The organism is Streptomyces sp. NBC_00005, assembly GCF_045160215.1.
In the GTDB taxonomy this organism is placed as follows: domain Bacteria; phylum Actinomycetota; class Actinomycetes; order Streptomycetales; family Streptomycetaceae; genus Streptomyces.
The window spans coordinates 5,572,517-5,599,257 of the sequence record NZ_CP108316.1; the positions used below are offsets into that span (position 1 = coordinate 5,572,517).

The window sequence follows — 26,741 nt, forward strand, 5'->3', positions numbered from 1 at the left end:
TACATCTCGAGTCTGAGACCAAGACAGCTCTGCGGTCTGACGACCGGCGTGGTCCACGTCACTATCGTCGAAGCCGTGACTGTGATCGCGACCGAAAGCCTGAGCAAGCGGTTCCCCCGGGTGACCGCGCTTGACCGGCTTTCCGTGGACGTCGGACCCGGTGTGACCGGGCTCGTCGGTGCCAACGGAGCCGGCAAGTCCACACTGATCAAGATCCTGCTGGGTCTGTCCCCCGCCACCGAGGGCCGCGCCGAAGTGCTCGGCCTCGACGTCGCCACCAAGGGTGCCGACATCCGTGAGCGGGTCGGGTACATGCCGGAGCACGACTGCCTGCCGCCCGACGTCTCGGCCACCGAGTTCGTCGTCCACATGGCGCGCATGTCCGGGCTGCCGCCCACGGCCGCGCGCGAGCGCACCGCGGACACGCTGCGCCATGTCGGTCTGTACGAGGAGCGCTATCGCCCCATCGGCGGCTACTCGACGGGTATGAAGCAGCGCGTCAAACTCGCGCAGGCCCTGGTCCACGACCCGCAGCTGGTCTTCCTGGACGAGCCGACCAACGGCCTCGACCCGGTCGGCCGCGACGACATGCTCGGCCTGATCCGCCGCATCCACACCGACTTCGGCATCTCGGTCCTGGTCACTTCGCACCTGCTGGGCGAGCTGGAGCGCACCTGCGACCACGTCGTCGTCATCGACGGCGGCAAGCTCCTGCGCTCCAGCTCCACCACGGACTTCACGCAGACCACGACCACCCTCGCGATCGAGGTGACCGACACCGACGAGCACCCGGACGGCACGCGCGCGGTGCGCGAGGCGCTCCACGCGCGCGGGGTGGAGGTCCTGGACGGCAGCGACGGTCTGCCGGGCGCCGGACACATCCTGCTGCTCACCGCACAGGGCGAGGACACCTACGACCTCGTCCGGGACCTGGTCGCCGACCTGGGCCTCGGCCTGGTGCGCATGGAGCAGCGCAGGCACCACATCTCGGAGGTCTTCCACGCTGACGCGGAGGCGGACATCGAGAACCGGGACGTACGGAAGGAGGCGGTCGGTCATGGCAGTTGAGCAGCCCGTAGCCGCGACCTCGGGTGACCAGACCCGCATCCACAACATCGGCTACCGCAACTACGACGGCCCCCGCCTCGGCCGCTCCTACGCGACCCGCTCCCTCTACTCGCAGTCCCTGCGCGGCGCATACGGCCTCGGCCGCTCGGTCAAGTCCAAGGTGCTGCCGATGCTGCTGTTCGTGGTGATGTGCGTGCCCGCGGCCATCATGGTGGCCGTCGCGGTCGCCACGAAGGCCAAGGACCTGCCCGTCGACTACACGCGCTACGCGATCATCATGCAGGCCGTCATCAGCCTGTACGTCGCCTCGCAGGCACCGCAGTCGGTCTCGCGCGACCTGCGCTTCAAGACGGTGCCGCTGTACTTCTCGCGGCCCATCGAGACCGCCGACTACGTGCGCGCCAAGTACGCGGCGCTGGCCTCGGCGTTGTTCGTCCTGACCGCCGCCCCGCTGCTGGTGCTCTACGTGGGCGCGCTGCTGGCCAAGCTCGACTTCGCCGACCAGACCAAGGGATTCGCACAGGGACTCGTCTCCGTGGCACTGCTCTCGCTGCTCTTCGCCGGCATCGGCCTGGTCATCGCCTCGGTGACCCCGCGGCGCGGCTTCGGCATCGCGGCCGTCATCGCCGTGATGACGATCTCCTACGGCGCCGTCTCGACGCTCCAGGCCATCGCGGACGCGCAGGACAGCTCCAGCGCCATCCCGTGGATCGGCCTGTTCTCACCCGTCACCCTCGTCGACGGAGTCCAGTCCGCCTTCCTCGGTGCGAGTTCGGCGTTCCCCGGAGCGGTCGGCCCCACGAACGGAGAGGGCGTCGTCTACGTCCTCGTCGTCCTGGGCCTCATCGCCGCCAGCTACGGCCTCCTGATGCGCCGCTACCGGAAGGTGGGCCTGTGACCACGCTCAACATCGACCACGTCTCCCGCTGGTTCGGCAACGTGGTCGCCGTCAACGACATCACCATGACGATCGGCCCCGGCGTCACCGGCCTGCTCGGTCCCAACGGCGCCGGAAAGTCCACCCTCATCAACATGATGGCGGGCTTCCTGGCCCCGTCCACCGGCACCGTCACCCTCGACGGCCAGCAGGTCTGGCGCAACGAGAACATCTACAAGCACATCGGCATCGTCCCCGAGCGCGAGGCGATGTACGACTTCCTCACCGGCCGCGAATTCGTCGTAGCCAACGCCGAGTTGCACGGCCTGGGCGCCAAGGCGGCCCAGCAGGCGCTCGCCACGGTCGAGATGGAGTACGCGCAGGACCGGAAGATCTCCACGTACTCCAAGGGCATGCGCCAGCGCGTGAAGATGGCCAGCGCCCTCGTCCACAACCCCTCGCTGCTCCTGCTCGACGAGCCCTTCAACGGGATGGACCCGCGCCAGCGCATGCAGCTCATGGACCTGCTGCGGCGCATGGGAGACGAGGGCCGCACGGTGCTGTTCTCGTCCCACATCCTCGAAGAGGTCGAGCAACTCGCCTGGCACATCGAGGTCGTTGTGGCCGGACGGCACGCGGCCAGCGGCGACTTCCGCAAGATCCGCCGCCTGATGACGGACCGGCCGCACCGCTACCTGGTGCGTTCCAGCGACGACCGCGCGCTCGCGGCCGCGCTGATCGCCGACCCGTCGACGTCCGGCATCGAAGTCGACCTCGCCGAGGGCGCGTTGCGCATCCAGGCCGTCGACTTCGGCCGTTTCACCACCCTGCTGCCGCGCGTGGCCAGGGACCACGGCATCCGGCTGCTCACGGTCTCGCCGTCCGACGAGTCGCTCGAGTCCGTCTTCTCGTATCTCGTCGCGGCGTAGGAGGCCGAAGATGTACGACCCCACAGTCGCCCGACTCACCTACCGGGCCCTGCTCGGCCGTCGCCGGGCCCTCATCCTGAGCGCGCTGCCCCTGCTGCTGATCGCGATCTCCGTCGTCGTGCGCGGCCTCGCCGGCGCCGACGACCAGACCGCGTCCGACCTGCTGGGCGGGCTCGCGCTCGCCACGATGGTGCCGATCATCGGCGTCATCGCCGGCACCGGCGCGATCGGGCCGGAGATCGACGACGGCTCGGTGGTGTATCTGCTGTCCAAGCCGCTGAAGCGGCCGACGATCATCTTCACCAAGCTGATCGTGGCGATCGCGGTGACGATGGTGTTCTCCGCTCTGCCCACCCTCATCGCCGGCTTCATCCTCAACGGCAACGGCCAGCAGATCGCCGTCGCCTACACGGTCGCCGCACTGGTCTCCTCCATCGCCTACGCGGCGCTGTTCCTGCTGCTGGGCACCGTGTCCCGGCACGCGGTGGTCTTCGGGCTCGTCTACGCGCTCGTGTGGGAGGCCCTGTTCGGCTCCCTGGTGCCCGGTGCGCGCACGCTGAGCGTCCAGCAGTGGTCGCTGGCCGTGGCCCACAAGGTCGCCGGCGGGGACCTGGTCACCTCGGACGTCGGACTGACGACGGCGACGGTGTTCCTGGTCGCGGTGACCGTCCTGGCCACCTGGTACGCCGGGCAGAAGCTGCGCACGCTGACGCTGGCCGGTGAGGAGTGACGCCGGCGGCCTGTGAACAGCCCTGATCTTGACGGGGGCTTCACCTCTGTCCGGGCACACTGGGCAAAGGGGACGCAGGGCTGGAAGACGCACGGCTGGATGAGGCCGTCAGGAAAGGCCTGCAGAGAAGGCATGCAAGGAAGGCTGGGAGGCTCGGGGATGGCAGACGACTGGGACGACCTGGTCCTGGACGAGGACTTCGTACGCGACGCCGAGACCTCCGAGCCGTCCGCCCGCGCCCGCATGCTCGCCGCGCGCTGGCGCGCCGAGGAGCCCGAGCCGCAGCCCTGGCGCTCCGACGAACCGCCTGCCGGGTGGTTCTTCAGCAAGCGTCGGCGCAGGTGGCGGCGGGGATAGCAGCGCCCGGTCCCTGATTAATTCGGTGGCGTCCAACTCGTCGTACAGGCACAGTGATTGTGTCCACGACGCCGGATCGAGCCGGCGCCACGTTCTGGGAGAGGAGCCGGACGATGTCCATGCACGGCAGTGCGTCCAGCTCCCGACAGGGCAGCCCGCAGCGGGTTCCGGTGTAGTTACCCCACCGTCGAATCCGTTCCGCACGGGAAGCTGCCCGGGGCGGCCGCTTCGAGCACGCGGCGCGCTCTGCGCCTGCGTGGGCCGCCTTCCCAACCTCGCCCCTCGAAGAGGGGCACCCTGCGCTGGGGTGGCCAGGTGAGTTGCGCGACTCGGCACCGACGAGGTGCCGTCGCGCCCGCCTGTGCCGCCCCAGCGGCACGACTGCCCGCAGCGGTGCGAGCCACGACCGGGCCCGCAGCTATGCGAGCAGACGGTCCAGGACGACTGCGATGCCGTCGTCCTCGTTCGATGCCGTCACCTCGTCCGCGACCGCCTTCAACTCCTCGTGGGCGTTGGCCATCGCCACGCCCCGAGCCGCCCAGGCGAACATCGCGATGTCGTTGGGCATGTCGCCGAAGGCGATCGTGTCCGCCGCCTTGAGACCCAGGCGGCGGGCCGCCAGCGAGAGTCCCGTCGCCTTGGACAGCCCCAGCGGCAGCAGTTCGACGATGCCCTCGCCCGCCATCGCGACCGTGACGAAGCCGCCCGCGGCCTCGCGGGCCGCCTCGGCGAGCGCGTCGTCGGACAGCTCCGGATGCTGTATGTAGATCTTGTTCAGCGGAGCCGTCCAGAGGTCGGACGCGTCCGTGAAGGGGGTCGACGGGAGGACGCCGGTGACCGCGTAACCCGGGCCCACCAGCACCTCGCCGTCCAGGCCGTCACGGCTCGCCGCCAGATACAGAGGGCCGACCTCCGCCTCGATCTTGGCCAGGGCCAGGGCCGCCAGCTGCCGGTCCAGGGTGACCGATGTCAGCAGGCGGTGCTCCCCGGCGTCGTAGACCTGCGCGCCCTGACCGCAGACCGCGAGGCCCTCGTAGCCGAGGTCGTCGAGGATGTGCCGCGTCCAGGGGACGGCGCGGCCCGTGACGACGATGTGCGCGGCGCCCGCGTCGGTGGCCGCGGTGAGCGCGTCACGGGTGCGCTGCGAGACCGACTCGTCGGAGCGCAGGAGCGTTCCGTCGAGGTCGGTCGCGATCAGCTTGTAGGGGAAGCCCGTGGAGGAATGCCCGTCGGATGCCGTCTCGCTCACTTGGCGACCGGCTCCAGGACCTCGCGTCCGCCGAGGAACGGACGCAGCACCTTGGGCACGAGCACGGAGCCGTCGGCCTGCTGGTGGTTCTCCAGGATCGCCACGATCGTGCGCGGTACGGCGCACAGCGTGCCGTTGAGCGTCGCGAGCGGCTGCACCTTCTTGCCGTCGCGCTGGCGCACCGACAGCCGGCGGGCCTGGAAGCTGTCGCAGTTGGAGGCCGACGTCAGCTCGCGGTACTTGCCCTGGGTCGGGATCCACGCCTCGCAGTCGTACTTGCGGGAGGCCGACGCGCCCAGGTCGCCCGAGGCCACGTCGATGACCTGGAAGGGCAGCTCGAGGCCGGTCAGCCACTGCTTCTCCCAGTCCAGGAGCCGCTTGTGCTCGTTCTCCGCGTCCTCGGGGTCGACGTACGAGAACATCTCGACCTTGTCGAACTGGTGCACGCGGAAGATGCCGCGGGTGTCCTTGCCGTACGTGCCGGCCTCGCGGCGGAAGCACGGCGAGAAGCCGGCGTAGCGCAGGGGCAGCTTGTCGGCGTCGAGGATCTCGTCCATGTGGTACGCCGCGAGGGGGACCTCGGAGGTGCCGACCAGGTAGTAGTCGTCCTTCTCCAGGTGGTAGACGTTCTCCGCGGCCTGGCCGAGGAAGCCCGTGCCCTCCATGGCGCGCGGGCGGACCAGCGCCGGGGTCAGCATCGGGATGAAGCCGGCCTCGGTGGCCTGCGCGATCGCCGCGTTGACGAGCGCCAGCTCCAGGAGGGCGCCGACGCCGGTGAGGTAGTAGAAGCGAGAGCCGGACACCTTGGCGCCGCGCTCGACGTCGATGGCGCCCAGCGCCTCGCCGAGCTCCAGGTGGTCCTTGGGCTCGAAGCCCTCGGCGGCGAAGTCACGGATGGTCCCGTGCGTCTCCAGGACGACGAAGTCCTCCTCGCCGCCGACCGGGACGTCGGGATGCACGAGGTTGCCGAGCAGGAGCGCGAGGCGCTTGGTCTCCTCGTCGGCCTCGTGCTGCTCGGCGTCGGCCGCCTTGACGTCGGCGGCCAGCTGGCTCGCCTTCTTCAGCAGCTCGGCCTTCTCGTCGCCCGAGGCCTTGGGGATGAGCTTGCCGAGCGACTTCTGCTCGGAACGGAGCTCGTCGAAGCGGACGCCGGACGACCTGCGCCGCTCGTCGGCAGACAGGAGAGAGTCGACGAGCGCGACGTCCTCTCCACGGGCGCGCTGGGACGCGCGCACACGGTCGGGGTCCTCACGGAGCAGGCGAAGGTCAATCACGCGGTCAAGGCTACCGGTGCGGGGATACGGCCCACGACTCACCATTCCCAACAGTTCTTCATTGCGGCTTACGTTCAGTTATGAGCGAATTGCGCAAAGTGTCAACAAAAGGTGTCTCACTCCCCGGAACGGGGCAGGCGCCTGGCGCCTGGTTGACTCGATTCCCTTGCGGGGAACGGGACTTGGGCCCGCGTTGTCCACAGCGATCCACACCCTCCGAAGAGTTATCCACAGGGTGTGCGGGGAGTCTGTGGATTTCGGAATTGATCACTCCGAAACCAGTGCGTCACGCCGAGGATTCCTGGCACAGACCCTGCTTAACCACCACTTTCGAGTGGAAAGAGGTCGCCCCAAAGGATTGCCTAAAGGAAACGGGTGGACGAACGGTGACATGCGAGCCGGTGGACGCAGGAGTGCCCCACAGGCCGATTTGTCGACCGAGTGGCACTCTCGTGTCGACTTGTCCCCAGGTCGAGAAGCATGCCTGTGGATAACTCCTGTGGATAACGAAAATCTGCAGGTAGGACTGACGAGGGTCAGGCAGGACCGACTAGAAACGGCCGTCCTGGCAGCGGGCGACCCAGTCCGAGGCCGTGACGAACTCCTCGTCCGACGTCCCCTGCCGCGGTGCCTGCACGTCCTCGATTCCGATGTCCGCACGCGGGTACGAGCCGAGGTAGCGCACTTCCAGGCAGATCCGCTTGAGCCCCATCAGGGTCTCGGCCACCCGGCGGTCGGAGATGTGGCCCTCGGCGTCGATGCAGAAGCAGTAGTTGCCGATGCCTGCGCCGGTGGGCCGGGACTGCAGCAGCATCAGGTTGATGCCGCGGGTGGCGAACTCGCCCAGCAGGTCTCGCAGGCCGCCGGGATGGTCGTCGCGCTGCCACAGCACGACGGACGTCTTGTCGGCGCCGGTCGGTGCCGCGGGCCGGGCGGGGCGGCCGACCAGCACGAACCGCGTCTGCGCGTTCTCGGCGTCGTGGATCCCGGTCTCCAGGGCGACGAGGCCGTACCGGGCGGCGGCGAACTCGCCGGCGAAGGCGGCGTCGTACTGGCTCTCCTGGACCAGCCGGGCGGCGTCCGCGTTCGAGGCGGCCGACTCCCAGGTGGCGTCCGGGAGGTTCTTCTTGAGCCAGTTGCGCACCTGCGGCTGGGCGGCCGGGTGGGCGGAGACGGTCTTGATCTCCGACAGCTTCGTGCCCGGCCTGACCAGCAGCGCGAAGGTGATCGACAGCAGCACCTCGCGGTAGATCATCAGCGGGGCGCCCGCGACCAGTTCGTCGAGGGTCGTGGTGATCCCGCCCTCGACGGAGTTCTCGATCGGTACGAAGGCCGCCTCGGCGTCGCCGGCGCGGACCGCGTCGAGCGCGGACTGGACGGATACGTAAGGGATCAGTTCCCGGGTGGCCGTCTCGGGAAGGGTGCGCAGGGCGACTTCGGTGAAGGTGCCCTCGGGGCCGAGATACGCGTAGCTCGCTGGCATGACCTCACCCTAATGGGCTCACCGGGACGCGTCTCACACGTCTCACGAGAGCCCCCTTGTGGGTGCCTCTCCCCGGCCCTTTCCTCTCCCCGGCCCTTTCCTCTCCCCGGCCCCTTTTCTCCCTGTCCCCTTTTCTCCCTGTCCCCGTTCTCACCCTTCGAGGAGCCGCTGCCCCACGTACTCCCCCTGCGCCGCCCCGCCCGGCACCGCGAACAGACCGCTCGCCTCGTGGCGGATGTACTTCGACAGGGCGTCGCCGCGGTCGAGCTTGCGCTGGAGGGGCACGAAGCCGCGCAGCGGGTCGGCCTGCCAGCAGACGAAGAGGAGACCGGCGTCGGGGACACCGTCCGCGTCGAAGCCGTCGTGGTACGAGAACGGGCGGCGCAGGATCGCCGCACCGCCGTTCTGGTCGGGGCGCGTGATGCGGGCGTGGGCGTTGATCGGGACGACGTATTCGCCCTGCGCGTCCGTCTTCTCCAGGTCCATCGCGGTCGTCTCGGATCCGCCGGACAGGGGCGCCCCGTTGGACTTCCGGCGCCCGATGACGTTCTCCTGCGTCTTGAGGGAGAGCTTCTCCCAGTCGTCGAGGAGCATGCGGATACGGCGTACGACGGCGTAGGAGCCGTTCGCCATCCAGGCCGGGTCGGTCGAGCCCGAGGACGGCACGAAGATCCGCTTGTCGAAGTCGGACTCGGTGGGCTTCGGATTGCGCGTGCCGTCCAGCTGGCCCATGAGGTTGCGGGCCGTCATGGGGTGGGCGGTGGCGCCCGGGGTGCGGTTGAAGCCGTTCATCTGCCAGCGGATGCGGGCCGCGCTGCCCGCGTCCTTCTGGACGGCGCGCAGGGCGTGGAAGGCGACCAGGGCGTCGTCGGCGCCGATCTGCACCCATAGATCGCCGTTGCTGCGGGTCTTGTCGAGGTGGTCGGAGGAGAAGTCGGGGAGCGGGTCGAGGGAGACCGGGCGCTGCTTCTCCAGGCCGGTGCGGGAGAAGAAGCTGTGGCCGAAGCCGAAGGTGAGAGTGAGGGAGGAGGGTCCGGCGTCGCGGGCCACGTCCGTGTCGTCGTGTGCCGCCGCCTCACCGTTCATCAGGCGCTCGGCCGTCGCCGACCAGCGGCGCAGCAGTGCGGTCGCCTCCTTGCGGCCCGCGCCCGCCGCCAGGTCGAAGGCGACGAGGTGGCCGCACGCCTGGAGGCCCTCGGTGATGCCGGGCTGATGTTTCCCGTGAAACATCGCCCGGTCGGAGCCGAGCGAGCTGAGCGGGGTGGCCTCGGAGGGTGCGGTGGCGTACCCCACGGCTCCGCCGGCGGCGCCGAGCACGAGCCCGGTGGCGCCGGCGGTGCCGAGCAGTTTCCGTCGCGAAATGCCGTCTCTGGAGAGCGCGTTTTCGGAAACGGCCTCCTCTGGAGTCGTTTCGGGAGTGCGGGCCTCCGGAATGGACTGTTCAGCCATGGTGCGGTTCAGCCGATCTGCGCGTTCTTGGAGACGGTCACCTGGTCGATGTCGGAGGTCCGCACGGTCACGGCGACCTTCCAGTCGCCGGCCATGGGGATCTGTACTCCGTTCGCCGACCAGTGTCCGGTGGTCACATGGTCCGGGTTGACGGGCAGCGGCCCGATCTTCTTGGCCTCGAGGGTGAAGGCGACCTTCACCTCGGGGATGTCGAAGGCACGCCCGTTGGGCCGCTGGACGTAGACGTGCATCTCGTTGCCGCCCACGCGCGCGGGGTCGAGGTCGACCGACACGACGCCCTTGCCGTCGGTGCCGCCCGTGTCGAACGGCATGGTCAGCGTCAGCGCGCCGGACGAGGAGTCGGCCGCCGAAGAGGAGGAGGACGACGACGAGGTGGCCGCCTTGGCCTCCTGCTCCGTACGGCCCGGCTCGGTCTGCGTCAGCACGGTGGTGACGGCGAGCAGGACGACGGCCACGCCCGTCTCGGCGAGCACGGAGCGCCGCAGGCCGAACCGGTTCGGGTCGGCGTCGCGCAGGCGCTTGAGCCGGGCGATGTCCTTGGCCGCCTGCTGCCGGGCGAGTTGGGTGGTGCGCTTGGAGTCACCGGACGTCTCGGAACCACTGGAGACGGATTTCTTCTCGGCTGTGGCGGCGCCCGCGCTGACGTGCTCCTTCTCCCGCTGACGTGTCTCGGTGGCCACCGTGTCCGCGAGCCGTCCCGTCCACCGCCGGGAGATCCACGCGATGCCGACGAGCAGCGTCACCAGCCCGATCTTGACGAGCAGCAGCTGCCCGTACGCCGTGTCGGTGAAGGCCGACCAGGAGCCGAGCTGGCGCCACGACTGGTAGATGCCGGTCGCGACCAGCGCGACGACGCTGGAGAAGGCGACCCGCGAGAAGCGGCGTACGGCCGAGGTGTCGATCGGGGTGTCCGACCGGTACAGCGTGACGAGGAGTGCGCACAGCCCGCCCAGCCAGGCCGCGACCGCCAGCAGATGGACGACGTCGACCGGCATCGCGATGCCGGGCTGGAGCCCGGTGGAGGCGTGCTCGGCCATCGCCCAGCTCGCCGCGAGACCGGCGGACACGACGAACCCGCCGATGGCGAGCCCGAAGGTCAGGTCCCGCTTCTCCTCTTCCTCCCGCTTGTCGTACGCGCCGAAGAGCACCGCGATGAACAGCGCCGCCGCGGCGAGCAGCAGCAGCCGGGAGACCAGCGCCGCGCCCGCCTTGGTCTGCAGCACCTGTCCCAGCAGGCTCAGGTCGAAGATGTCGCCGACCTTCCCGGAGCTGGTGTAGGAGCCGCGCAGGAGCAGCAGCAGGAGGGTGGCCGAGGTGAGCGCGAGCCACCCGGAGACCACGAGCCGCTGCAGGGGCCGTACGCCGGAGCCGCGCTGCCAGCAGGCGAGGACGAAGGCGGCGCCGCCGACCATGACGATGAAGCCGGCGTACGACATGTACCGCCCGAAGCCGTACAGCCAGCCGACGATCCCGCCGCCGACCTCCTCGCCGGACGTCGAGACGCTGGTCCGGGAGGGCGCGCCGATGGAGAAGGTGAAGGCGCCCGCGACGGGATGGCTGTCGGCGGACACGACCTGCCAGGCCACCGTGTACGTGCCGTCGGCCAGGCCGCCGTGCAGCTGCACGGCGTACGAGGTGCCGCTCACGTCGGTCGGCTTGCTGTTGTCGACGCGCTTGCCCTTGGGGTCGAGGACCCGCAGCGAGTCGGCGGACGTGGCGACCTTCTCGGAGAAGGTGAGCGTGACCTCGCTGGGTGCCTTGTCGACCACCACCCCCTGCGAGGGGTCGCTGCCGGTCAGCGCGGCGTGCGCGGAGGCGGGCCCGGCAGCGGCGAAGAGCATGCCGATGACGGCCAGGCACAACAGCGCCAGGGTCCGCACACGGCGGGGGGTGATGGTCTGCGTCACGGTGGTCCCTCCCTCAGTGGCCGGTTGCGGGGTTGTACGTGGCCGACTTCACGGGCATCTCAACCTTGATCGGGTCGGACTTGGCAAAGTGCAGTTCGACGGTCACTTTCTCGCCCTGCTTCGGCTTCCGCTTCAGGTTCTCGAACATCAGGTGATTGCCGCCGCTCTTGAACACGAGTTGACCGTGTGCGGGGACATCCAGGGACTTGACCTCCTGCATGGTCTGGCCGACGGTCTCGTGGACCGTGACGCTGCCCGCGGCGTCGCTGGTGACGGAGGTCAGTTCGTCCTTCGTGCCGCCCTTGTTGGCGATCAGCAGGTAGCCCGCGGCCATCTCGCCCGTGATCGGCTGCGGCATGTAGGCGGAGCTGACGCCGAGTTCGGGCTTGGCATCGCCGGAGCCACCGCAGCCGGTGAGGGCGAGGGCGCCGGTTATCACCAGGGCGGCCGGGGCGAGACGCCTCACGGGTTCTCTCCCTTGACGATCTTGGGGAGGTCCTTGGTGTAGTCGTCGACCTGGGCGTCCTCGCCGTAGAGGAGGTAGCCGCCGTTGGTCTTCGGCGAGAAGGCGACGACCTGGGTGCCGTGCACCGAGACGGTCTTGCCGGTCTTCTTGTCCTTGTGGGTCGGCTCGATGGAGATGCCGAGGGTGCGGGCGCCGGCCTGGATGGTGGCGAAGTCACCGGTCAGGCCGATGAACTGGGGGTCGATGCCCTTGAGCCACTTGCCGAGCTCGGACGGGGTGTCGCGCTTGGGGTCGGTGGTGACGAACACGACCCGCAGCTTGTCCTGTTCGGCCTTGGGCAGCTGCTTCTTGGCGACGGCGATGTTGCTCATCGTCAGCGGGCAGATGTCGGGGCAGTGGGTGTAGCCGAAGTAGATCAGCGTCGGCCGGCCCGCGGTCTCCTTGCGGAAGTCGTACTTCTTGCCCTTGGTGTCGGTGAGGACGAGGTCCGGCTTCTCGAACGGCTTGTCGAGAATGGTCGCGGCCTTCTGCGAGGTGTCCTCGGAGACCACGGCGACGGGCGACTTGCTGTCGTCACCGCTGCCACAGGCGGAGAGGGTCAGGGTGGCGGCGGCGAGCAGCGAGGCCGCGGCGAACGTCTTCTTGCGCATACTGCATTCTCCCGGGGGACGACCCCGGATCTCCGGCCGGAGAACCGGTGGGCCGGGGACACGGGGGCGTCCCGAGATGTGGGTGGACGGGGGTGGTCAGGCGTTGCTGCGTCGACGGCCGGCGAGCACGCCGTAGGCCACGCCCAGCGCGCCGACGACGATGCCCACGACGCCGAGCACGCGCGCGGTGGTGTCACTGCTGTCGGAGGAGGCGGCGGAGGTGTCGACGGCGGTGTTCTCCGCGTCCTTGGAGTCGTCGGACGCGTCCTCGGCGGTCGAGCCGTGCGAGTGCCCGTCCTCGGAGGCGGCGGACAGGGCGAGCACCGGGGCCGGGTTCTCGGGCTCCTCGGCGCCGTCCTTCTGCACCTCGATCCAGCGCACGACCTCCTTGTCGGAGTACGTCTGGAGCGCCTTGAAGACGAGTTCGTCGGCGTCCTCGGGCAACGTGCCCACGGAGACCGGGAACTTCTGGAAGAAGCCGGGCTTGACGCCGTCGCCGGTGGCCGTCCAGGTGATCTTGGAGACGGCCTCGTTGATCTTCTCGCCGTGCACCTCGAGCGGCTTGGCGAGCTTGGCCTTGGTGACCTTGATGTCCCAGCCGTCCATCGGCTCCGGCATGGCGGAGGCCAGCGGGTGGTCGGTCGGGAAGGCGACCTCGAGCTTGGTCGTCGAGGTGTCGTCGCGCTCGTTGGGGACCTTGAAGTCGATGACCGCGTAACCGCCCTTGGCGGCGGTGCCTTCCGGCTGCACGCTGACGTGCGCGAAGGCGGGCGAGGACAGGACGACGACGGCAGAGGCGGCGAGGGCGCCGGTGGCGGCGAGACGCGAAGTCTTCATGAAGGGGTGCACTCCACTTCGAGGGTGTTCCGGTGGTCGGAGGAACGCGTGCGCACCGACGACGGATGTCGGAAAACGCGGGCACGCGCGTGTGCCGCACGACGGCGGCCCTCCGAGCGGAACCGGTGGATCTCGACCCGGTGATCTCTCGGTGACGGTCGCGTCGCGTCAGGCGGCGAGGACGAGTGCGGCGGCCGGCGGACCGCGCCTGATCACCGTGTGCTGGAGTGTGGTGGTACGGGGTTTCGGTGGCGTGAGCAGGGCGGTGCGCGGAGGTCGCGGGTCCGCCTCGGGCGCGGCCGGGAGCCCGGCACGCAGGGCACGCACCAGCGCGAGCGCCCCGCGCAGGGACCGTACGAGCGCCCCTTCGGCGACCGAATGCGCCGACAGCGTGGACAGTTCCGCGAGCCGCAGCAGGGCCAGGTCCCCGCGGCGCAGCAGCCAGCCGGCGGCGACCGCCGCGAGGACGTGGCCGAGCAGCATCGGCAGGGACGGCAGCAGTGAGGCCGAAATGCCGGTGGTGGACAGGGCGTCCGCCGGGTGGTGCATGGAGCTCATGTCCATGGCCGTGTCCGGGGAGAGCCGCGCGTCGGCGAGGATCCTGCGGGCCTGGGCGGGGCTGATCGCCGCCGCGGTGGTCCCGCACACGAGCCGCGCCGCCCGCTCCACCAGCGAGGCGTCGGACATCGCAGACGTAGAAGCCATCGAGGACATCGAGGACATCGACATCCCGCCCGAAGCGGCCGTGTGCTGCCCCAGTCCGAACAGCGTGTGCAGCACGGTCTGTCCGGCCGCGAGCAGCGCCGCGATGCCGGGCAGCGAGCGGGCGCGTCCGGCGAGCGGTGCCGCGACCAGGAGGGTCCCCAGGAATCCCGCGCCCAGCGTCCACAGCGGAACCGTGGCGCAGGAGGCGAGGGTGTGACCGGCCGCGGCCAGCACGACGCAGACCGCGGCGAACACCGCGGCCCGCAGTATCCGGAGATCACTCCCGGAGCGCGCCGTGCGCTGGTGGGGGGCAGTCATGGCGGGCTCATCATCGCACTGGCCTTATGGGTGCCATACGGCAGGTCCGCAAGGTTCCGTACCACCCGGAAGGTCACTCTCTGGTACGAGCCGCCCGCACATACACCGATTCCGTTCCGGACGCATCGCCCATATGGGCGGCATCACGTCAACTCCGTGCTTACACCGGTGCACTGGCGGCAATAAGAAACGGTATGTCGAGCCGCGGCCGGGAGGCTGGAGCATGAGCATCTGGTGGTCACTCCACTTGCGGCGTGAAGCTGCGAGCGTTCCGCTCGCCCGACGGCTGCTGCTCGGCACGATGGAGACTGCGGGTGTCGACCCCGACATCTCGTACGACCTCTCCGTCGCGCTCAGCGAGGCCTGTGCGAACGCCGTCGAGCACGGCGGGGGCGCCGTGCACGGCGCGCCCTCGGAGGCGTACCGGGTCACGGCCTACCTCGACGGCGAGAAGTGCCGTATCGAAGTCACCGACTCCGGCCCGGGTTTCGCCTCCTCCCCGACCCCCCGTCCCGCCCGCGCCGACGCCGAGCACGGCCGGGGCCTCTATCTGATCCGGGAGCTCGCCGACCACGTCCACATCGGCAACAAGCCGGGGCGCGGGGGCACGGTGGTGAGCTTCGACAAGATCCTCAAGTGGCGTGAGGACGCACCGCTGATGGCGGTGTGACGGGTGTCGAGTCGCCGTGCGTGCCACCACGTCCGAGTGAGGCGCTCACGGAGTTCACGGCCGTCGCACAGGGCTGACCGACCCGACGACGAGCGGGGTGGACAGCCCGCCGCCGCTCACCGCCCGTTTCAGCTTCCTCAGCATTCACAGCTCGTTCTTATGGTCGCCCTACGTCCTTGACGGGGGTCGTCCATACGTTCGCCACATGACGGGAAACCACAAAGACTCTTCGATCACCCGGCGCCGCGCCATCGCGGTGACGGGCGGTACGGTCGCGGCCGGCGGCCTCGCCGTCGCCGGTTACCAGTCGGCCTTCGCCGACACGGCCACCGATGCCACCGCCACCGCATCGGCCACCTCGACCAGCGCGTGCATGACGCTCATGACGAGCGTCACCGAGGGCCCCTACTACCTCGACGGCGCGCTGGTCCGCAAGGACATCACCGAGGGCAAGAGCGGCGTCCCGCTGACCCTGCGTCTGACCGTCGTCGACGCCACCGACGGCTGCACCCCGGTCAAGGGCGCCGCCGTCGAGATCTGGCACTGCGACGCCTGGGGCTACTACTCCGGCTACACCACCGCCAACCCCGGCGGCTCCGCGCCCGCGGAGAGCGAGGAGGGCGACAGCGCCAACGACAACACCTACCTGCGCGGTTACCAGGTCGCCAACGCCAACGGGGTCGTCAAGTTCGAGACGATCTTCCCCGGCTGGTACACCCCGCGCACCTGCCACATCCACGTGAAGGTGCACACCGGCGGCGAGAAGGAGGACGGCACCTACGAGGGCGGCAAGGTCAACTACACCGGCCAGCTGTTCTTCGCCGACGACATCGCCGAGGAGATCTTCACGCTGGAGCCGTACTCCAAGCACACCGGCAGCTACACCGTCCTCGCCGACGACATGGTCTACGACGGCGGCGGCGCCTCCAGCGGTCTGCTCACCCTCAAGGCCGTGCACAAGAAGGACCCCTCCAAGGGTTACAAGGGCTCCCTCACCCTCGGCGTCGACCCGGACGCCGAGAACAGCGGTGCGGGCAGCGGCGGCGGTGGCACCCCGCCGAGCGGCGCCCCGACGGGTACGCCGCCCAGCGGCGCCCCGAGCGACAGCGCCGGCCCGTCGGCCTCGGCGTCCTCCTCGTAGGGCGCGGCGATGAGCAGCCGCGAGGACGAGACGCTCGCGCAGGCCGCCGTGACCGCGCTGACCGGGCAGCTGGCCCTGGCTCCCAAGCCGGGCCTGCCCGACCCGCGCGACCTCGGCGCCCGCGTCATGTGCCGGGACCACGGTTCCCTGCGCTGGTCGGCCAAGGCGCTCGCGCCCGGCCTCGCGGCGATGGCCGCCGCCGCTCGCCGCACGGGCGAGCCCACCCCTGTGCTGCGTGCGGAACTGGGCGCGATCGGCCGGTCCACCGAACACTCGGTGGGCCTCGCCGGCGGCGGTCACCGAGGCGCCCTGTGGGCGCTCGGCTTCCTCGTCGCGGCGGCCGCGATCGACCCGCGCGCGGGCGCCCGGGACGTGGCCGCCGCAGCCAAGAAGATCGCCGCTTACAACGACAAGGGGGCCCCGCGCCGCCCCTCACGCGGCTCGTCGATCTCCGCGAAGTACGGCGCGGCGGGCGCCCGTGGTGAGGCCCGCGCCGGATTCCCGCACGTGCGGCGGGCGTTGGAGGCACTCACCAGGTCCCGCTCGGCCGGCGCCACGGAGGGACAGGCACGGCTGGACGCCCTGCTCACCGTGATGTCCACGCTCCAGGACACGGAACTGCTGTACGCGGCGGGCCCCTTGGGCCTGCGGCAGGTGCAGGCGGGCGCCCGCGGTGTCCTGGAGGCGGGCGGTACGGCGACGGAGGCGGGCCGCGACGCCCTCTCCGCCCTGGACGCCGACCTGCACACGCGCGCGTGGAGCCCACGGGGGAGTGCGGGACTGCTGGCGGGCGCACTGTTCCTGGACTCGCTGCCGGTCGGCGCACGAGCGGCGGCTGCCTGACGTTCCGAGTCTCCTGCCTGGCGGCCCGGGGCCTGGCGGTGCTGCGGCCCGGCGGCCCTCTGGTCGCCGGTGCCGGTCGCTCCCGCCAGGAACGGTGGGGCAAGGAAGGGCAAGTGCCCGCGCCCACCCCGCTGTTCCGTCGGGCCGGCGCGGGCAGCTGTTGAGGACCAGCCGCCTCAGACCCCGTCCAGCACCTTCCCCAGCACCTCCAACGCCTCCGGATACACCCGCTCCCGAGGCGTCCCGTACCCCACGACCAGCCCCTGCGGCCGTCCCTCGCCCGGTACCTGCCAGTGATCGCCCAGCCGCCCCAGCGCGAGCCCCTCCTCCTCGGCCCGCTCCAGTACCGCCGCCTCGTCGGCGACCTCCACGAGCGCGTGCAGCCCGGCCGCGACCCCGCGCACGGTGCGTCCGCCGCCGAGCCGGTCGAGGAGCTGGTCCCTGCGTCTGCGATATCTGAGCCGGCATGCGCGCACGTGACGGTCGTACGCGTGGCTGTCTATGAGCTCGGCGAGCGCCAACTGGCCGATGGACTCGGTGTGGTGGTCGCTGTGCAGCTTGGCGTCGGCGACCGCGTCGATCAGATGCGGGGGCAGCACCATCCAGCCGAGCCGCAGCGCGGGCCCGAGCGTCTTCGACGCCGTCCCCAGATAGACGACCTGCCCCGGCGCCATCCCCTGGAGCGCGCCCACGGGCTGCCGGTCGTAGCGGAACTCCCCGTCGTAGTCGTCCTCGACGATCAGCCCGCCACGCGCGCGTGCCCAGTCCGTGAGCGCCCGCCGCCGCTCCGGGTGCAGCGTCACGCCGGTCGGGTACTGATGGGCCGGGGTGACCACGACGGCCCTGAAGTCCCCGAGTTCCTGCGCGCGCACGCCCCGCTCGTCGACCGGCACGGGCACCACGCGTCCTCCGTTGCGCCGCACCACCTCCCGGTGGAACGGCAGCCCCGGGTCCTCCATGGCGATCTCGGCGCCGTCCAGCACGCGCGTGAGGAGCGCGAGCCCCTGCACGTACCCGGAGGTGATCACGATCCGCTCGGGCGGCGCGATGACACCTCGCGCGCGCCCCAGATAACCCGACAGCGCCGTGCGCAGTTCGATGCGCCCGCGGGGATCGCCGTAGTCGTACGCCAGCAGGGGCGCCGTCGCTATGGCCCGGCGCAGGGCACGCAGCCAGGCCGCCGCCGGGAACGCCCCGACGTCCGGACTGCCGGGCCGCAGATCGAACCGAGGGGTACGCGCGCGTGCGGCGGCCTCCGGTGCGTCGGCGTCGACGGAGGGCAACGAGGCGACCTGGGTCCCCGACCCCTGCCGGGCCGTCAGATACCCCTCGGCGACCAGCTGGTCGTACGCGGCCTTGGCGGTGCCCCGCGAGATCCCGAGCTCGGTCGCGAGCCGCCGGGTGGCCGGCAACCGCGTCCCGGGCGCCAGCCGCCCGTCCCGTACGGCATCCCGGAGCGCCCGCTCGAGCCCGATCCGCCGCCCGTCGACGGCGTCGGGCTCCAGATGCAGATCGACACCGACACCGGACCAGAAGTCCGCCACGAAGACCCTCCCCCTAGGTACGTGAAATCAAGGCACGCGCATCACGGCCTGCGCATCACGGCCTGCGCATCACGGCACGTGAATGGCCGGGCACCTCACTGGTACCCGGCCATCCGTCTCGTATCAGTTCGTGAGCGAAGCCATCCAGGCCTCGACCTCGTCGGAGCGCCGCGGCAGCCCTGCCGACAGGTTCCGGTTGCCGTCCTCCGTCACCAGGATGTCGTCCTCGATCCGGACACCGATACCCCGGTACTCCTCCGGCACCGTCAGGTCGTCGGCCTGGAAGTACAGCCCCGGCTCGACCGTCAGCACCATGCCCGGCTCGAGCGTGCCGTCGACGTACGACTCCACGCGCGCGGCAGCGCAGTCGTGCACGTCCATCCCGAGCATGTGCCCGGTCCCGTGCAGGGTCCACCGCCGCTGCAGCCCGAGCTCCAGCACCCGCTCCACGGGCCCCTCGACAAGGCCCCACTCGACGAGCTTCTCGGCGAGCACGCGCTGCGCGGCGTCATGGAAGTCGCGGTACTTGCCGCCCGGCTGCACGGCCGCGATCCCGGCCTCCTGGGCCTCGTACACGGCGTCGTAGATCTGCTTCTGGATCTCGCTGAAGCGGCCGTTGACCGGCAGCGTGCGCGTCACGTCGGCGGTGTAGTACGTGTGCGTCTCCACGCCCGCGTCGAGCAGCAGCAGGTCACCCGACCGCACCGGCCCGTCGTTGCGCACCCAGTGCAGCGTGCAGGCGTGCGGACCGGCGGCGGCGATCGTGCCGTAGCCGACGTCGTTGCCCTCCACGCGCGCGCGGAGGAAGAACGTGCCCTCGATGTACCGCTCGCTGGTCGCCTCGGCCTTGTCGAGGACCTTCACGACGTCCTCGAAGCCGCGGACCGTCGAGTCGACGGCCTTCTGCAGCTCGCCGACCTCGAACTCGTCCTTGACCAGCCGCGCCTCGGACAGGAAGACCCGCAGCTCCGTGTCCCGCTCGGCGGTGACCTTGTCGGTCAGCGCGGCCTCGATCCCGGCGTCGTACCCACGCACGACCCGCACCGGACCGGTGGCCTCACGCAGCGCGTCGGCCAGCTCGCGCACGTCGGAGGCCGGGATGCCGTACAGCTTCTCCGCCTCGGTGAGCGAGTGCCGGCGCCCGACCCACAGCTCGCCCTGCCCGGAGAGCCAGAACTCGCCGTTCTCCCGGTCGGAGCGCGGCAGCAGGTAGATCGTCGCCTCGTGGCCTTCGGCCGTCGGCTCCAGGACGAGCACGCCGTCCTCGGTCTGGTTGCCGGTGAGGTACGCGTACTCGACCGACGCGCGGAACGCGTACTCCGTGTCGTTCGAGCGGGTCTTGAGGTTGCCCGCCGGGATCACCAGACGCTCACCGGGGAAACGCGCCGACAACGCGGAGCGCCGCGCGGCGGTCTCGGCGGCCTGGGCGATCGGCTGCAGATCGCGCAGCTCCGTGTCGGCCCAGCCGGACTTCATGCTCTCGGCCAGCTCGTCGGACACGCCCGGGTACAGGCCGTTCTTCCGCTGCTTGATCGGCTCTTCGCTCTCTTCCGGGGTCGCCGGGGTGAGCTCGTCTGCCACGGTCATCCTCCTAGATACGGCACTGGACCCCCTCCATCGTACGGTCGTACGGAAGGGGGCCCAGGGCCGGAAGACCTGTGAGGACCTGTGAGAACAACTACTCGAAGCGCGCCGCCAGCAACACCACGTCCTCCGCGCTGTCCGCCGCGTCCAGCCCGTCCGGCAGCACCGTCCGCAGCACGTGGTCGACGATCGCGTCGGGGTCGTGCCGCAGCACCCTGGGCACGCCGGCCGCCGCCGCGTGCAGCCGGGCGAAGGCGCGGTCGGTGGGGTCGCCGGTGCGGTGCAGCAGCCCGTCGGTGTAGAGCAGCACCGTCTCGCCGGGTTCCGCCTGGAACTCCACGCTCGGCGCCTCCCAGCAGGCGAGCATGCCGAGCGGCGCGGACACCGACGTCTCCACGAACTCCGTGCGCCGCTCGCCGATCAGCAGCGGCGGGCTGTGCCCGGCACCGGCCAGCGTGATCTTGCGCAGGGAGGGCTCGCAGTAGGCGAACAGGGCGGTGGCGGAACGGGCGGGCTCGGTCAGCCGCAGCAGCAGCTCGAGGTCGGACAGGACGGCGACCGGGTCCTCGCCCTCCATCACGGCGTACGCGCGCAGGGACGCCCGCAGGCGCCCCATCGCGGCGACGGCGCTCGGCCCGGAGCCGGTCACCGAGCCCACCGCGAGACCCAACGCGGCGTCCGGCAGCGGCAGCGCGTCGAACCAGTCGCCGCCTCCGCGCGGGCCGGTGCGGTGGCGGGCGGCGAGCTGGACGCCGGCCACGCGGGGGAGCCGGGACGGCAGCAGCTCCTCGGCCATCGTCGCCATGGACGCGCGCGTGCGCTCCACCTCCACCAGCCGGGCCAGGTGCTCGCCGGCGTACCGGGCGTAGAGCCCGACGAGGTGGCGCTGGCGCTCGACCGGCTCGGCGGGCTCGTCGTAGAGCCACACCGCGGCGCCGAGACGGCCCGCGGTCTCGCCGGTCAGCGGGAGGGCGTAGCACGCGGCGTAGCCGAGGCGGGCGGCCACCTCACGGTGCCGGGGGTCGAGGCCGTCCTCGGCGAAGAGGTCCGGCTGCGCGATCTCGCCGTCCGCACCCGGCAGTCCGTCGAGAATGCGGCCGTACGACATCGAACTGCGCGGCACGGTCTCGATGTGCCCGAGGTCGGCGCGGGCGAGGCCGAGGCCGATCGTCGTGTCCGGTCCGAGCCCGTCGCCCGGTTCCAGGACGACGAGACCGCGCCGGGCGCCCACGAGGGCGGCTCCGGCGCGCAGCACTTCCTGCATGGCGTCGGCGAGTGCGTCCGTGCGGGCCAGGCGTTCGGTGAGTTCGTGGAGTGTTGTGAGGTCCGAGACCCAGCCGGCCAGACGGTCCGTGAGCAGCGCCCCTGGTGGGTTCGGCACAGGGACCGGAGAGGTGCCCGAGGCGGCGGTCGCGGGCGCGACAGTGTGTGCGGGCGAGGGAACCGTTGAATCGATTCCAGCCACTTTCGGAGGGTGAGGGGCGTTCATGGCGTCCGGCTTTCAGACCGGTGCGTATTGCTCAAAAGCATCGCAAACCCCCATGTCATTCTGCGCCGCTAGCAGTGTCTCCACATGTACACGCACTCGTAAGGGGATGTCCAGCATTGTCCTGCCGGGATTCCTGGTGTCCGTGGGCAACCAGTGTCCCCTTGCCTAAAAGCAAATTTGGCTTAAAACTGACTCGGGTAACGGGGTATTGCGGTCGACTGGCCTTGCTCCACAGAGCGTCACAGCGGTCGTGATGGGTACGTACTCGGAGAAGGCCAGGGGTGGTTGACCGCCACCCGGAACCTGGTGACCGACCCGGGCGTCTTAGCCACCGACGACCGAGCCCCATCCTCCCGTGGCGGAGGCGAAGAGAAATACGCGGGACGGCAAAACGCCAGACTTCGCCACCCCCACGCCACGCCCATGCTTTTGATGGATGCAGCATGGACGGGGCTGCCGCGGATGCAGTCAACGTTCGACCCATAGGGGTTCCCCTTGCCTGAGGCAGGGGTGTGATGCGCCAACAGGTACGCACAGTGAAGTGATCGACACATGGTGTGATGTGGCCCACGGTGTTGCCAGCGGTGCAACGGAAAGGAACGAGCGCTCATGCGCGAGATCCTCGGAAGGCGACGCAGGCTCCTGTCCAAGCGCAGCGACGGAAGGCCTGAGTTGATCAGCGCGGCCCTGACCTTCGCGACGGAATGGCAGTGGCCCGTACTCCCGGGTGTGGCGGCGGACCCGCAGGGGCGTTCCCGCTGCGCGTGCCCCGACGCGGACTGCACGGTGCCCGGTGCGCATCCCTTCGACCCCGGCCTCCTCGCGGCCACCGCCGACGCCCGCATGGTGCGCTGGTGGTGGACCAACCGGCCCACCGCGCCGATCATCCTGGCCACCGGTGGCAACGCCCCCTGCGCGGTGAGCCTGCCGGCGCTCGCCGCCTCGCACGCCCTCAGCGCACTCGACCGGATGGGCATGCGCCTGGGCCCGGTCGTCGCCTCGCCGAGCCGCTGGGCGATCCTCGTGAAGCCGTACACCATGGAGCAGCTGGGCGAACTGCTCTACGCCAAGGACTTCGTCCCCGGCTCCCTCCGCTTCCACGGCGAGGGCGGCTACGTGGCCCTGCCCCCGTCCGAGACCGGCGAGGGCGAGATCCGCTGGGAGCGCGCACCACTGCCCGGCTCCGCCTCCCCGTGGGTCCCCGACGTCGAGGCCGTGGTGGACGCCGCGGTCGAGGCCCTCACTCGTACGGGTGTGAGCGCGCCCGAGTTGTAGGGGTGTCGGGCGCGCGCGGGACGGCACGCGCACGCGTGGTCGTTATGTTCCGCACATGCTGCGTCATCCTGGGGGACATAGAGCCCCACAGCCGCTCCGCGGCGGGCCGGACCCCCGAAGAGTTCGTCTGCTCGCCCTGGTGGGCGTCGTGGTGTGCGCGGTCGCGCTGCCGCTGGCCGTGGCCTCCGCGGGGCCGGCGGGCGACGGGGGCCGCACCGTCGTACGTGCCCCCGCGCGCGAGGCCGTCCGGTCCTCCCCGCGTGAAGCCGTCCGGTCCTCCCCGCGAGGGGAGGACGCCAAGGCACCCTCCCCGGCTCCCACCGCCTCTCCCCTGATGCTCGGCCTCGGCCTGGCCACCGCCGTCCGCTGCGGGCCCGAACTCACCTCTCCCGACGGCATCGAGGCGCAGACCTGTGTGCTCACGCAGGGCGACGACACCTGGGCGCGCACCTACTACCGCAACGTGACCGGCGACGCCCTGGACTCCGCACTGAGCCTCATGGGACCCGGCGGCCGCACTGTGCAGATGAGCTGCGCCGTGGGCGCTGAGGACGAGCCGGGAATGTGCGAGACACCCCGGCAGCACACCAGGGGCGGGCTGGACGCCTACACGGCGGTCGCGGAGTTCGCGGCGCAGACCGGGCGCGGGCCGCTGCTGCTGCGTTCCGGGAGCAACTCCCGGACGTCTACGGGCAGTTGACGAGCGCAAGCGTTCCGTAAAGGGAACGCGCGCATGAAAAGACCCGGTTGCTGGCGACGGGGGATGCACCAGCAACCGGGCTACTCGAACGGTAACAAGAGATCCGCGGTTCGCAAATTCGATCCGGGCTTTCCAGTCACGTATTTGCTTGTGGGGAACGGGACTTGTGAGCGGAGTCACCGAATCCGCAAGATCCGATTCGGCTGACCGGTCGGTCAGCCGAACCCGATCTCGTCACGGTCTGTCAACTGAGCGTGACCTGCCGGTTGGTGAGACCACCGCGCGCGCGGCGCTCGTCGGCGGTCAGCGGCGCGTCCGAGGCGAGGGCGGCCGCGAAGCGCTCGGCGAACTCGGCCGCCGGCTTCTCGATGTCCTCCGCGCCGACCCCGCTCGGCAGGTCCCAGACCGGCACGGTGAGCCCGTGAGCGCGGAAGGAACCCACGAGACGGGTGCCTTCACCGAGGTTCGAGCGGCCCTCCGCGTGCAGTCGCGCGAGGGCGTCCAGAAGCTGCTCCTCCGGGTGCGGCATGACCCAGCGCAGGTGGTTCTTGTCCGGCGTCTCGCACCAGTACGCGGAGTCCACGCCCGTGAGCTTCGCGGTCGGGATGGCCGCGGCGTTGGCCCGCTCCAGGGAGGCGGTCACCTCCGGCGTGGCGTTCTCCGAGTCCGGCACCCAGAACTCGAAGCCGCTGTGCACAACTGGCTCGAACACGCCTTCGGGGTCGAGCAGATCCTGCAGTCGCGGACCGTCGGCCGGAGCGCGGCGGCCCTCGACCGGTGTGCCAGGCTCGGCGGTCAGCGCGCGCTGGAGGGTGTCGGCGAGGTCGCGGCTGATGTCGCCGGACGCCGTGTCGTTCTGCAGACCCAGCAGCACCGAGCCGTCGTCGCGGCGCAGGGCCGGCCAGGCCATCGGCAGCACCGTCGCCAGCGTCACCGAGGGGACGCCCTCGGGCAGGCCGCCCTTCAGGGGCAGCTCGACCGTGGCCGCCGGCACCAGCTCGCGCAGCGCCACCCAGTCGCACTCGCTGGGAAGTCCCTCGAAGGGACGGTGCACCAGCTCGGTCACGGCGTGCGCGGCGGCCCGTCCGTGACAGGCCTTGTAGCGGCGGCCGCTGCCGCAGGGGCAGGGCTCGCGTGCGCCGACGGCCGGGATCTCCTCGTTCGTGATCTGCGGGCGCTTGGCCTTCGTCTGGGGTCGCTTCTTGGCCATCGTGGGTGTCTCCCGGTTACGGCTCGTCTGGTACGGCGGGAGCCTAGCCGTTTGCGGAGTGAGCCACGGGAACCTGTGGACGGCCGGAGATTCAGTCCCGGTCGTCGAACGCGTCCGCGAAGTCCAGGCCCGGCATCGCCGGGATCCTCGACACCGACGGGGTGGTGACGCGCGTAGGGAAGTCGTTGCGGCGCAGTCCCGCGTCCGGATCGTGGACGTCGTCGTGAACGACGACCCACACCGTGACCTCGCCGCGGGCGTCGTCCCGTACGCCCCAGTCGTCCGCCAGCGCGGTGATGATGTTCAGCCCGCGGCCGCCGTGCGCGGTGACCGAGGGCGTCGCCGGAGCCGGGCGGGTGGGCCCGCCGCCGTCCGTCACCTCCACCGTGAGCCGACCGCTCAGGTCCACGCGCCACGCCGCCCGGACGTCGCCGTCCCCGGCCAGGGCGTCGCCCAGCGGCCGGCCGTGCTTGCACGCATTGCTCAAGAGTTCGGAAAGAATCAGTACGGCATCGTCGATGACCGCATCCGACACACCGCCCGTGCGCAACTGTTCGCGCATACGGTGTCTCGCCTCCCCCACGCCCGCAGGGCCATGGGGTACGGCCATGCTCGACGACGCGGGCACCTCCTGTGCCACCACCAACGCCACCCCCGAGACCTCCTTTGCCCCACGCCACGGTGTGGATGCCCCATTGGCCTGTACCGGAAACCGGCCAATCCAGGTCCGGTGACGCATTCGCAACGATCGAACACGGAGCGAACGCGCCGGAGCACTCCCTGTAGCGGCGTGGCCGGATTTCGCCGGTTGGCCGAGTCCGGAGAATGGCGCCAGAGGGGCCTGTGGGTCAAGGGTTTCTTCACAGGTCTTTACCAGTGACAGGCCAGTCAGCGGCCGAGCTGGCTCAGTACCGCGCGAGGACGGTTGGTGATGATGGCGTCAATGCCCAGGTCGACGCAGAGATCCACGTCCTCGGGCTCGTTCACGGTCCACACGTGCACCTGGTGGCCGGCCCGCTTCAGCCGCTCGATGTAACCGGGGTGATTGCGCACGATCCGGATCGAGGGGCCCGCGATCCGGACACCCGCCGGCAGCCGTCCGTCGCGCAGCCGGGGCGAGACGAACTGCAGCAGATAGACCGTCGGCAGCGTCGGCGAGGCGGCACGCACGCGATGCAGCGACCGCGCCGAGAAGCTCATCACGCGCACGGGGGATTCGGCGGCGGAGGCCGGTGCGTCCAGCCCGAACCGCTTCAGCAGCAACAGCAGCCGCTCCTCCACCTGCCCCGCCCACCGGGTCGGGTGCTTGGTCTCGATCGCCAGCTCCACCCGCCGCCCCGCGTCCGCGACCAGCTCCAGCAGCCGCTCCAGGGTCAGTACGGAGGTGTCCTCCCGGTCCTCGGGCCGGAACTCCCAGTCGGGCTCCTCGTCGCGCGTGCGCCAGAACTCCCGCGTCTTGCGCGAGCCGAAGTCCAGAGCCGCGAGGTCGGCGAGCTCCAGCGCCGAGACCGCTCCCCGGCCGTTGGACGTACGGTTGACGCGACGGTCGTGGACACAGACGAGGTGGCCGTCCGCTGTCAGGCGTACATCGCACTCGAGGGCGTCCGCACTGTCCTCGATCGCCTTCTTGTACGCGGCCAGGGTGTGCTCGGGGGCCTCCTCGGAGGCTCCTCGGTGGGCGACGACTTGAATCCGGTGCTGCCGTGCGTGGGTCACCGCGTCATGGTGCCACCGCAGGCGGGTACTCGTGCGTTCGGAGGAGCACGTATTGCGCCCCTTTTGAGTGTCATGACCTATATAAGGAAAGGCCCCGGACCCACAGGCACGGCTTATGGTGCCCTGACGGCTCATGGGAAAAGCTGACGGCATACAAAAGAACATGCACAGCTGCATCGCGCCGGACCGTCGACCAACGTGGACGAGCGTGACCGAGTGCGACCGAGAACAACAGCCGTGGACCGAGGA

At 70.5% G+C, this 26,741-nt stretch carries 25 protein-coding genes; 10 read left to right on the top strand and 15 right to left on the bottom strand.

Going from position 1 to position 26,741, the window contains the following annotated elements; translation table 11 throughout:
* The first annotated feature begins 81 nt into the window (after positions 1 to 81).
* From OG303_RS25570 to OG303_RS25590, 5 genes are all read left to right on the top strand, one after another.
* Positions 82 to 1,068, top strand: coding sequence for an ABC transporter ATP-binding protein (locus tag OG303_RS25570; protein ID WP_405877476.1), 987 nt, complete (start codon positions 82 to 84; stop codon positions 1,066 to 1,068).
* Positions 1,058 to 1,966 carry an ABC transporter permease gene (locus tag OG303_RS25575; RefSeq protein WP_405871175.1) on the top strand — a complete coding sequence of 303 codons (909 nt, stop codon included), beginning with the start codon at positions 1,058 to 1,060 and terminating at the stop codon, positions 1,964 to 1,966. Before OG303_RS25570 ends, OG303_RS25575 begins: the two co-directional genes overlap by 11 nt.
* On the top strand, positions 1,963 to 2,874 hold the full coding sequence (locus tag OG303_RS25580) for an ABC transporter ATP-binding protein (RefSeq protein ID WP_405871177.1): 912 nt from the start codon (positions 1,963 to 1,965) through the stop codon (positions 2,872 to 2,874). Before OG303_RS25575 ends, OG303_RS25580 begins: the two co-directional genes overlap by 4 nt.
* 10 nt (positions 2,875 to 2,884) lie before the next feature.
* The gene (locus OG303_RS25585; protein WP_405871178.1) at positions 2,885 to 3,604 is read left to right on the top strand and encodes an ABC transporter permease subunit; all 720 of its coding nucleotides are present in this window, start codon (positions 2,885 to 2,887) and stop codon (positions 3,602 to 3,604) included.
* Positions 3,605 to 3,763: 159 nt separating this feature from the next.
* Positions 3,764 to 3,961 (top strand): hypothetical protein, encoded by a 198-nt coding sequence (locus OG303_RS25590; RefSeq protein ID WP_405871179.1) that lies wholly within the window; start codon positions 3,764 to 3,766, stop codon positions 3,959 to 3,961.
* Positions 3,962 to 4,379: 418 nt separating this feature from the next.
* Here the strand turns inward: OG303_RS25590 and OG303_RS25595 are convergent, their stop codons facing one another.
* From OG303_RS25595 to OG303_RS25635, 9 genes are all read right to left on the bottom strand, one after another.
* Positions 4,380 to 5,210 carry an HAD family hydrolase gene (locus OG303_RS25595; RefSeq protein ID WP_405871180.1) on the bottom strand — a complete coding sequence of 277 codons (831 nt, stop codon included), beginning with the start codon at positions 5,208 to 5,210 and terminating at the stop codon, positions 4,380 to 4,382.
* Complete coding sequence (gene serS / locus OG303_RS25600) at positions 5,207 to 6,484, bottom strand: serine--tRNA ligase (protein ID WP_405871182.1); 1,278 nt, start codon at positions 6,482 to 6,484, stop codon at positions 5,207 to 5,209. The genes OG303_RS25595 and serS overlap by 4 nt, the downstream gene beginning before the upstream one ends.
* A gap of 550 nt (positions 6,485 to 7,034) precedes the next feature.
* On the bottom strand, positions 7,035 to 7,967 hold the full coding sequence (pheA, locus tag OG303_RS25605; protein WP_405871184.1) for a prephenate dehydratase: 933 nt from the start codon (positions 7,965 to 7,967) through the stop codon (positions 7,035 to 7,037).
* A 150-nt stretch (positions 7,968 to 8,117) separates the two neighbouring features.
* Positions 8,118 to 9,416, bottom strand: a complete 1,299-nt coding sequence (gene efeB / locus OG303_RS25610; RefSeq protein ID WP_405871186.1) for an iron uptake transporter deferrochelatase/peroxidase subunit — start codon at positions 9,414 to 9,416, stop codon at positions 8,118 to 8,120.
* An 8-nt stretch (positions 9,417 to 9,424) separates the two neighbouring features.
* Complete coding sequence (locus OG303_RS25615; RefSeq protein ID WP_405871188.1) at positions 9,425 to 11,344, bottom strand: copper resistance CopC/CopD family protein; 1,920 nt, start codon at positions 11,342 to 11,344, stop codon at positions 9,425 to 9,427.
* A gap of 13 nt (positions 11,345 to 11,357) precedes the next feature.
* On the bottom strand, positions 11,358 to 11,810 hold the full coding sequence (locus OG303_RS25620; protein WP_405871189.1) for a copper chaperone PCu(A)C: 453 nt from the start codon (positions 11,808 to 11,810) through the stop codon (positions 11,358 to 11,360).
* Positions 11,807 to 12,460 (bottom strand): SCO family protein, encoded by a 654-nt coding sequence (locus tag OG303_RS25625; RefSeq protein ID WP_405871191.1) that lies wholly within the window; start codon positions 12,458 to 12,460, stop codon positions 11,807 to 11,809. The genes OG303_RS25620 and OG303_RS25625 overlap by 4 nt, the downstream gene beginning before the upstream one ends.
* Before the next feature lie 96 nt (positions 12,461 to 12,556).
* Positions 12,557 to 13,297 (bottom strand): YcnI family protein, encoded by a 741-nt coding sequence (locus OG303_RS25630; RefSeq protein ID WP_405871192.1) that lies wholly within the window; start codon positions 13,295 to 13,297, stop codon positions 12,557 to 12,559.
* Positions 13,298 to 13,465: 168 nt separating this feature from the next.
* Positions 13,466 to 14,320, bottom strand: a complete 855-nt coding sequence (locus OG303_RS25635) for a hypothetical protein (RefSeq protein ID WP_405871194.1) — start codon at positions 14,318 to 14,320, stop codon at positions 13,466 to 13,468.
* Positions 14,321 to 14,543: 223 nt separating this feature from the next.
* Here OG303_RS25635 and OG303_RS25640 point away from each other — a divergent pair, with 223 nt between their 5' ends.
* From OG303_RS25640 to OG303_RS25650, 3 genes are all read left to right on the top strand, one after another.
* Entirely contained in the window at positions 14,544 to 14,990 is a 447-nt protein-coding gene (locus OG303_RS25640) for an ATP-binding protein (protein WP_405871198.1), read from the top strand.
* A 205-nt stretch (positions 14,991 to 15,195) separates the two neighbouring features.
* Positions 15,196 to 16,131 carry an intradiol ring-cleavage dioxygenase gene (locus tag OG303_RS25645; protein ID WP_405871200.1) on the top strand — a complete coding sequence of 312 codons (936 nt, stop codon included), beginning with the start codon at positions 15,196 to 15,198 and terminating at the stop codon, positions 16,129 to 16,131.
* 9 nt (positions 16,132 to 16,140) lie between these two features.
* The gene (locus tag OG303_RS25650) at positions 16,141 to 16,974 is read left to right on the top strand and encodes a triphosphoribosyl-dephospho-CoA synthase (RefSeq protein ID WP_405871201.1); all 834 of its coding nucleotides are present in this window, start codon (positions 16,141 to 16,143) and stop codon (positions 16,972 to 16,974) included.
* A gap of 176 nt (positions 16,975 to 17,150) precedes the next feature.
* Here the strand turns inward: OG303_RS25650 and OG303_RS25655 are convergent, their stop codons facing one another.
* The 3 genes from OG303_RS25655 to OG303_RS25665 form a co-directional block, all read right to left on the bottom strand.
* Positions 17,151 to 18,518, bottom strand: coding sequence for a PLP-dependent aminotransferase family protein (locus OG303_RS25655; RefSeq protein ID WP_405871202.1), 1,368 nt, complete (start codon positions 18,516 to 18,518; stop codon positions 17,151 to 17,153).
* A gap of 123 nt (positions 18,519 to 18,641) precedes the next feature.
* Positions 18,642 to 20,105 (bottom strand): aminopeptidase P family protein, encoded by a 1,464-nt coding sequence (locus OG303_RS25660; protein ID WP_405871204.1) that lies wholly within the window; start codon positions 20,103 to 20,105, stop codon positions 18,642 to 18,644.
* Positions 20,106 to 20,196: 91 nt separating this feature from the next.
* Positions 20,197 to 21,591 (bottom strand): PP2C family protein-serine/threonine phosphatase, encoded by a 1,395-nt coding sequence (locus tag OG303_RS25665; protein WP_405871206.1) that lies wholly within the window; start codon positions 21,589 to 21,591, stop codon positions 20,197 to 20,199.
* Positions 21,592 to 22,200: 609 nt separating this feature from the next.
* Between OG303_RS25665 and OG303_RS25670 the strand changes: the two genes are divergently transcribed.
* Positions 22,201 to 22,866: a bifunctional DNA primase/polymerase gene (locus OG303_RS25670; RefSeq protein ID WP_405871207.1), complete on the top strand. Its 666-nt coding sequence runs from the start codon at positions 22,201 to 22,203 to the stop codon at positions 22,864 to 22,866.
* A gap of 55 nt (positions 22,867 to 22,921) precedes the next feature.
* Entirely contained in the window at positions 22,922 to 23,566 is a 645-nt protein-coding gene (locus tag OG303_RS25675; protein WP_405871209.1) for a hypothetical protein, read from the top strand.
* A 244-nt stretch (positions 23,567 to 23,810) separates the two neighbouring features.
* Here the strand turns inward: OG303_RS25675 and OG303_RS25680 are convergent, their stop codons facing one another.
* The 3 genes from OG303_RS25680 to OG303_RS25690 form a co-directional block, all read right to left on the bottom strand.
* Positions 23,811 to 24,776 carry a DUF5926 family protein gene (locus OG303_RS25680; RefSeq protein WP_405871210.1) on the bottom strand — a complete coding sequence of 322 codons (966 nt, stop codon included), beginning with the start codon at positions 24,774 to 24,776 and terminating at the stop codon, positions 23,811 to 23,813.
* A 91-nt stretch (positions 24,777 to 24,867) separates the two neighbouring features.
* Complete coding sequence (locus tag OG303_RS25685; RefSeq protein WP_405871212.1) at positions 24,868 to 25,515, bottom strand: ATP-binding protein; 648 nt, start codon at positions 25,513 to 25,515, stop codon at positions 24,868 to 24,870.
* Between the two features lie 149 nt (positions 25,516 to 25,664).
* The gene (locus OG303_RS25690) at positions 25,665 to 26,492 is read right to left on the bottom strand and encodes a glycerophosphodiester phosphodiesterase (protein WP_405871213.1); all 828 of its coding nucleotides are present in this window, start codon (positions 26,490 to 26,492) and stop codon (positions 25,665 to 25,667) included.
* Positions 26,493 to 26,741: the final 249 nt, after the last annotated feature.

Bases quoted from the DNA above. Each gene is read 5' to 3' on its own strand.
- OG303_RS25670 (WP_405871207.1), top strand. From the start codon at position 22,201: ATGCGCGAGATCCTCGGAAGGCGACGCAGGCTCCTGTCCAAGCGCAGC.
- OG303_RS25590 (WP_405871179.1), top strand. From the start codon at position 3,764: ATGGCAGACGACTGGGACGACCTGGTCCTGGACGAGGACTTCGTACGC.
- OG303_RS25650 (WP_405871201.1), top strand. From the start codon at position 16,141: ATGAGCAGCCGCGAGGACGAGACGCTCGCGCAGGCCGCCGTGACCGCG.
- OG303_RS25680 (WP_405871210.1), bottom strand. From the start codon at position 24,776: ATGGCCAAGAAGCGACCCCAGACGAAGGCCAAGCGCCCGCAGATCACG.
- OG303_RS25635 (WP_405871194.1), bottom strand. From the start codon at position 14,320: ATGACTGCCCCCCACCAGCGCACGGCGCGCTCCGGGAGTGATCTCCGG.
- OG303_RS25660 (WP_405871204.1), bottom strand. From the start codon at position 20,105: ATGACCGTGGCAGACGAGCTCACCCCGGCGACCCCGGAAGAGAGCGAA.
- OG303_RS25645 (WP_405871200.1), top strand. From the start codon at position 15,196: ATGACGGGAAACCACAAAGACTCTTCGATCACCCGGCGCCGCGCCATC.
- efeB (WP_405871186.1), bottom strand. From the start codon at position 9,416: ATGGCTGAACAGTCCATTCCGGAGGCCCGCACTCCCGAAACGACTCCA.
- OG303_RS25685 (WP_405871212.1), bottom strand. From the start codon at position 25,515: ATGCGTCACCGGACCTGGATTGGCCGGTTTCCGGTACAGGCCAATGGG.
- OG303_RS25575 (WP_405871175.1), top strand. From the start codon at position 1,058: ATGGCAGTTGAGCAGCCCGTAGCCGCGACCTCGGGTGACCAGACCCGC.
- pheA (WP_405871184.1), bottom strand. From the start codon at position 7,967: ATGCCAGCGAGCTACGCGTATCTCGGCCCCGAGGGCACCTTCACCGAA.
- OG303_RS25630 (WP_405871192.1), bottom strand. From the start codon at position 13,297: ATGAAGACTTCGCGTCTCGCCGCCACCGGCGCCCTCGCCGCCTCTGCC.
- OG303_RS25665 (WP_405871206.1), bottom strand. From the start codon at position 21,591: ATGAACGCCCCTCACCCTCCGAAAGTGGCTGGAATCGATTCAACGGTT.
- OG303_RS25585 (WP_405871178.1), top strand. From the start codon at position 2,885: ATGTACGACCCCACAGTCGCCCGACTCACCTACCGGGCCCTGCTCGGC.
- OG303_RS25625 (WP_405871191.1), bottom strand. From the start codon at position 12,460: ATGCGCAAGAAGACGTTCGCCGCGGCCTCGCTGCTCGCCGCCGCCACC.
- OG303_RS25640 (WP_405871198.1), top strand. From the start codon at position 14,544: ATGAGCATCTGGTGGTCACTCCACTTGCGGCGTGAAGCTGCGAGCGTT.
- OG303_RS25675 (WP_405871209.1), top strand. From the start codon at position 22,922: ATGCTGCGTCATCCTGGGGGACATAGAGCCCCACAGCCGCTCCGCGGC.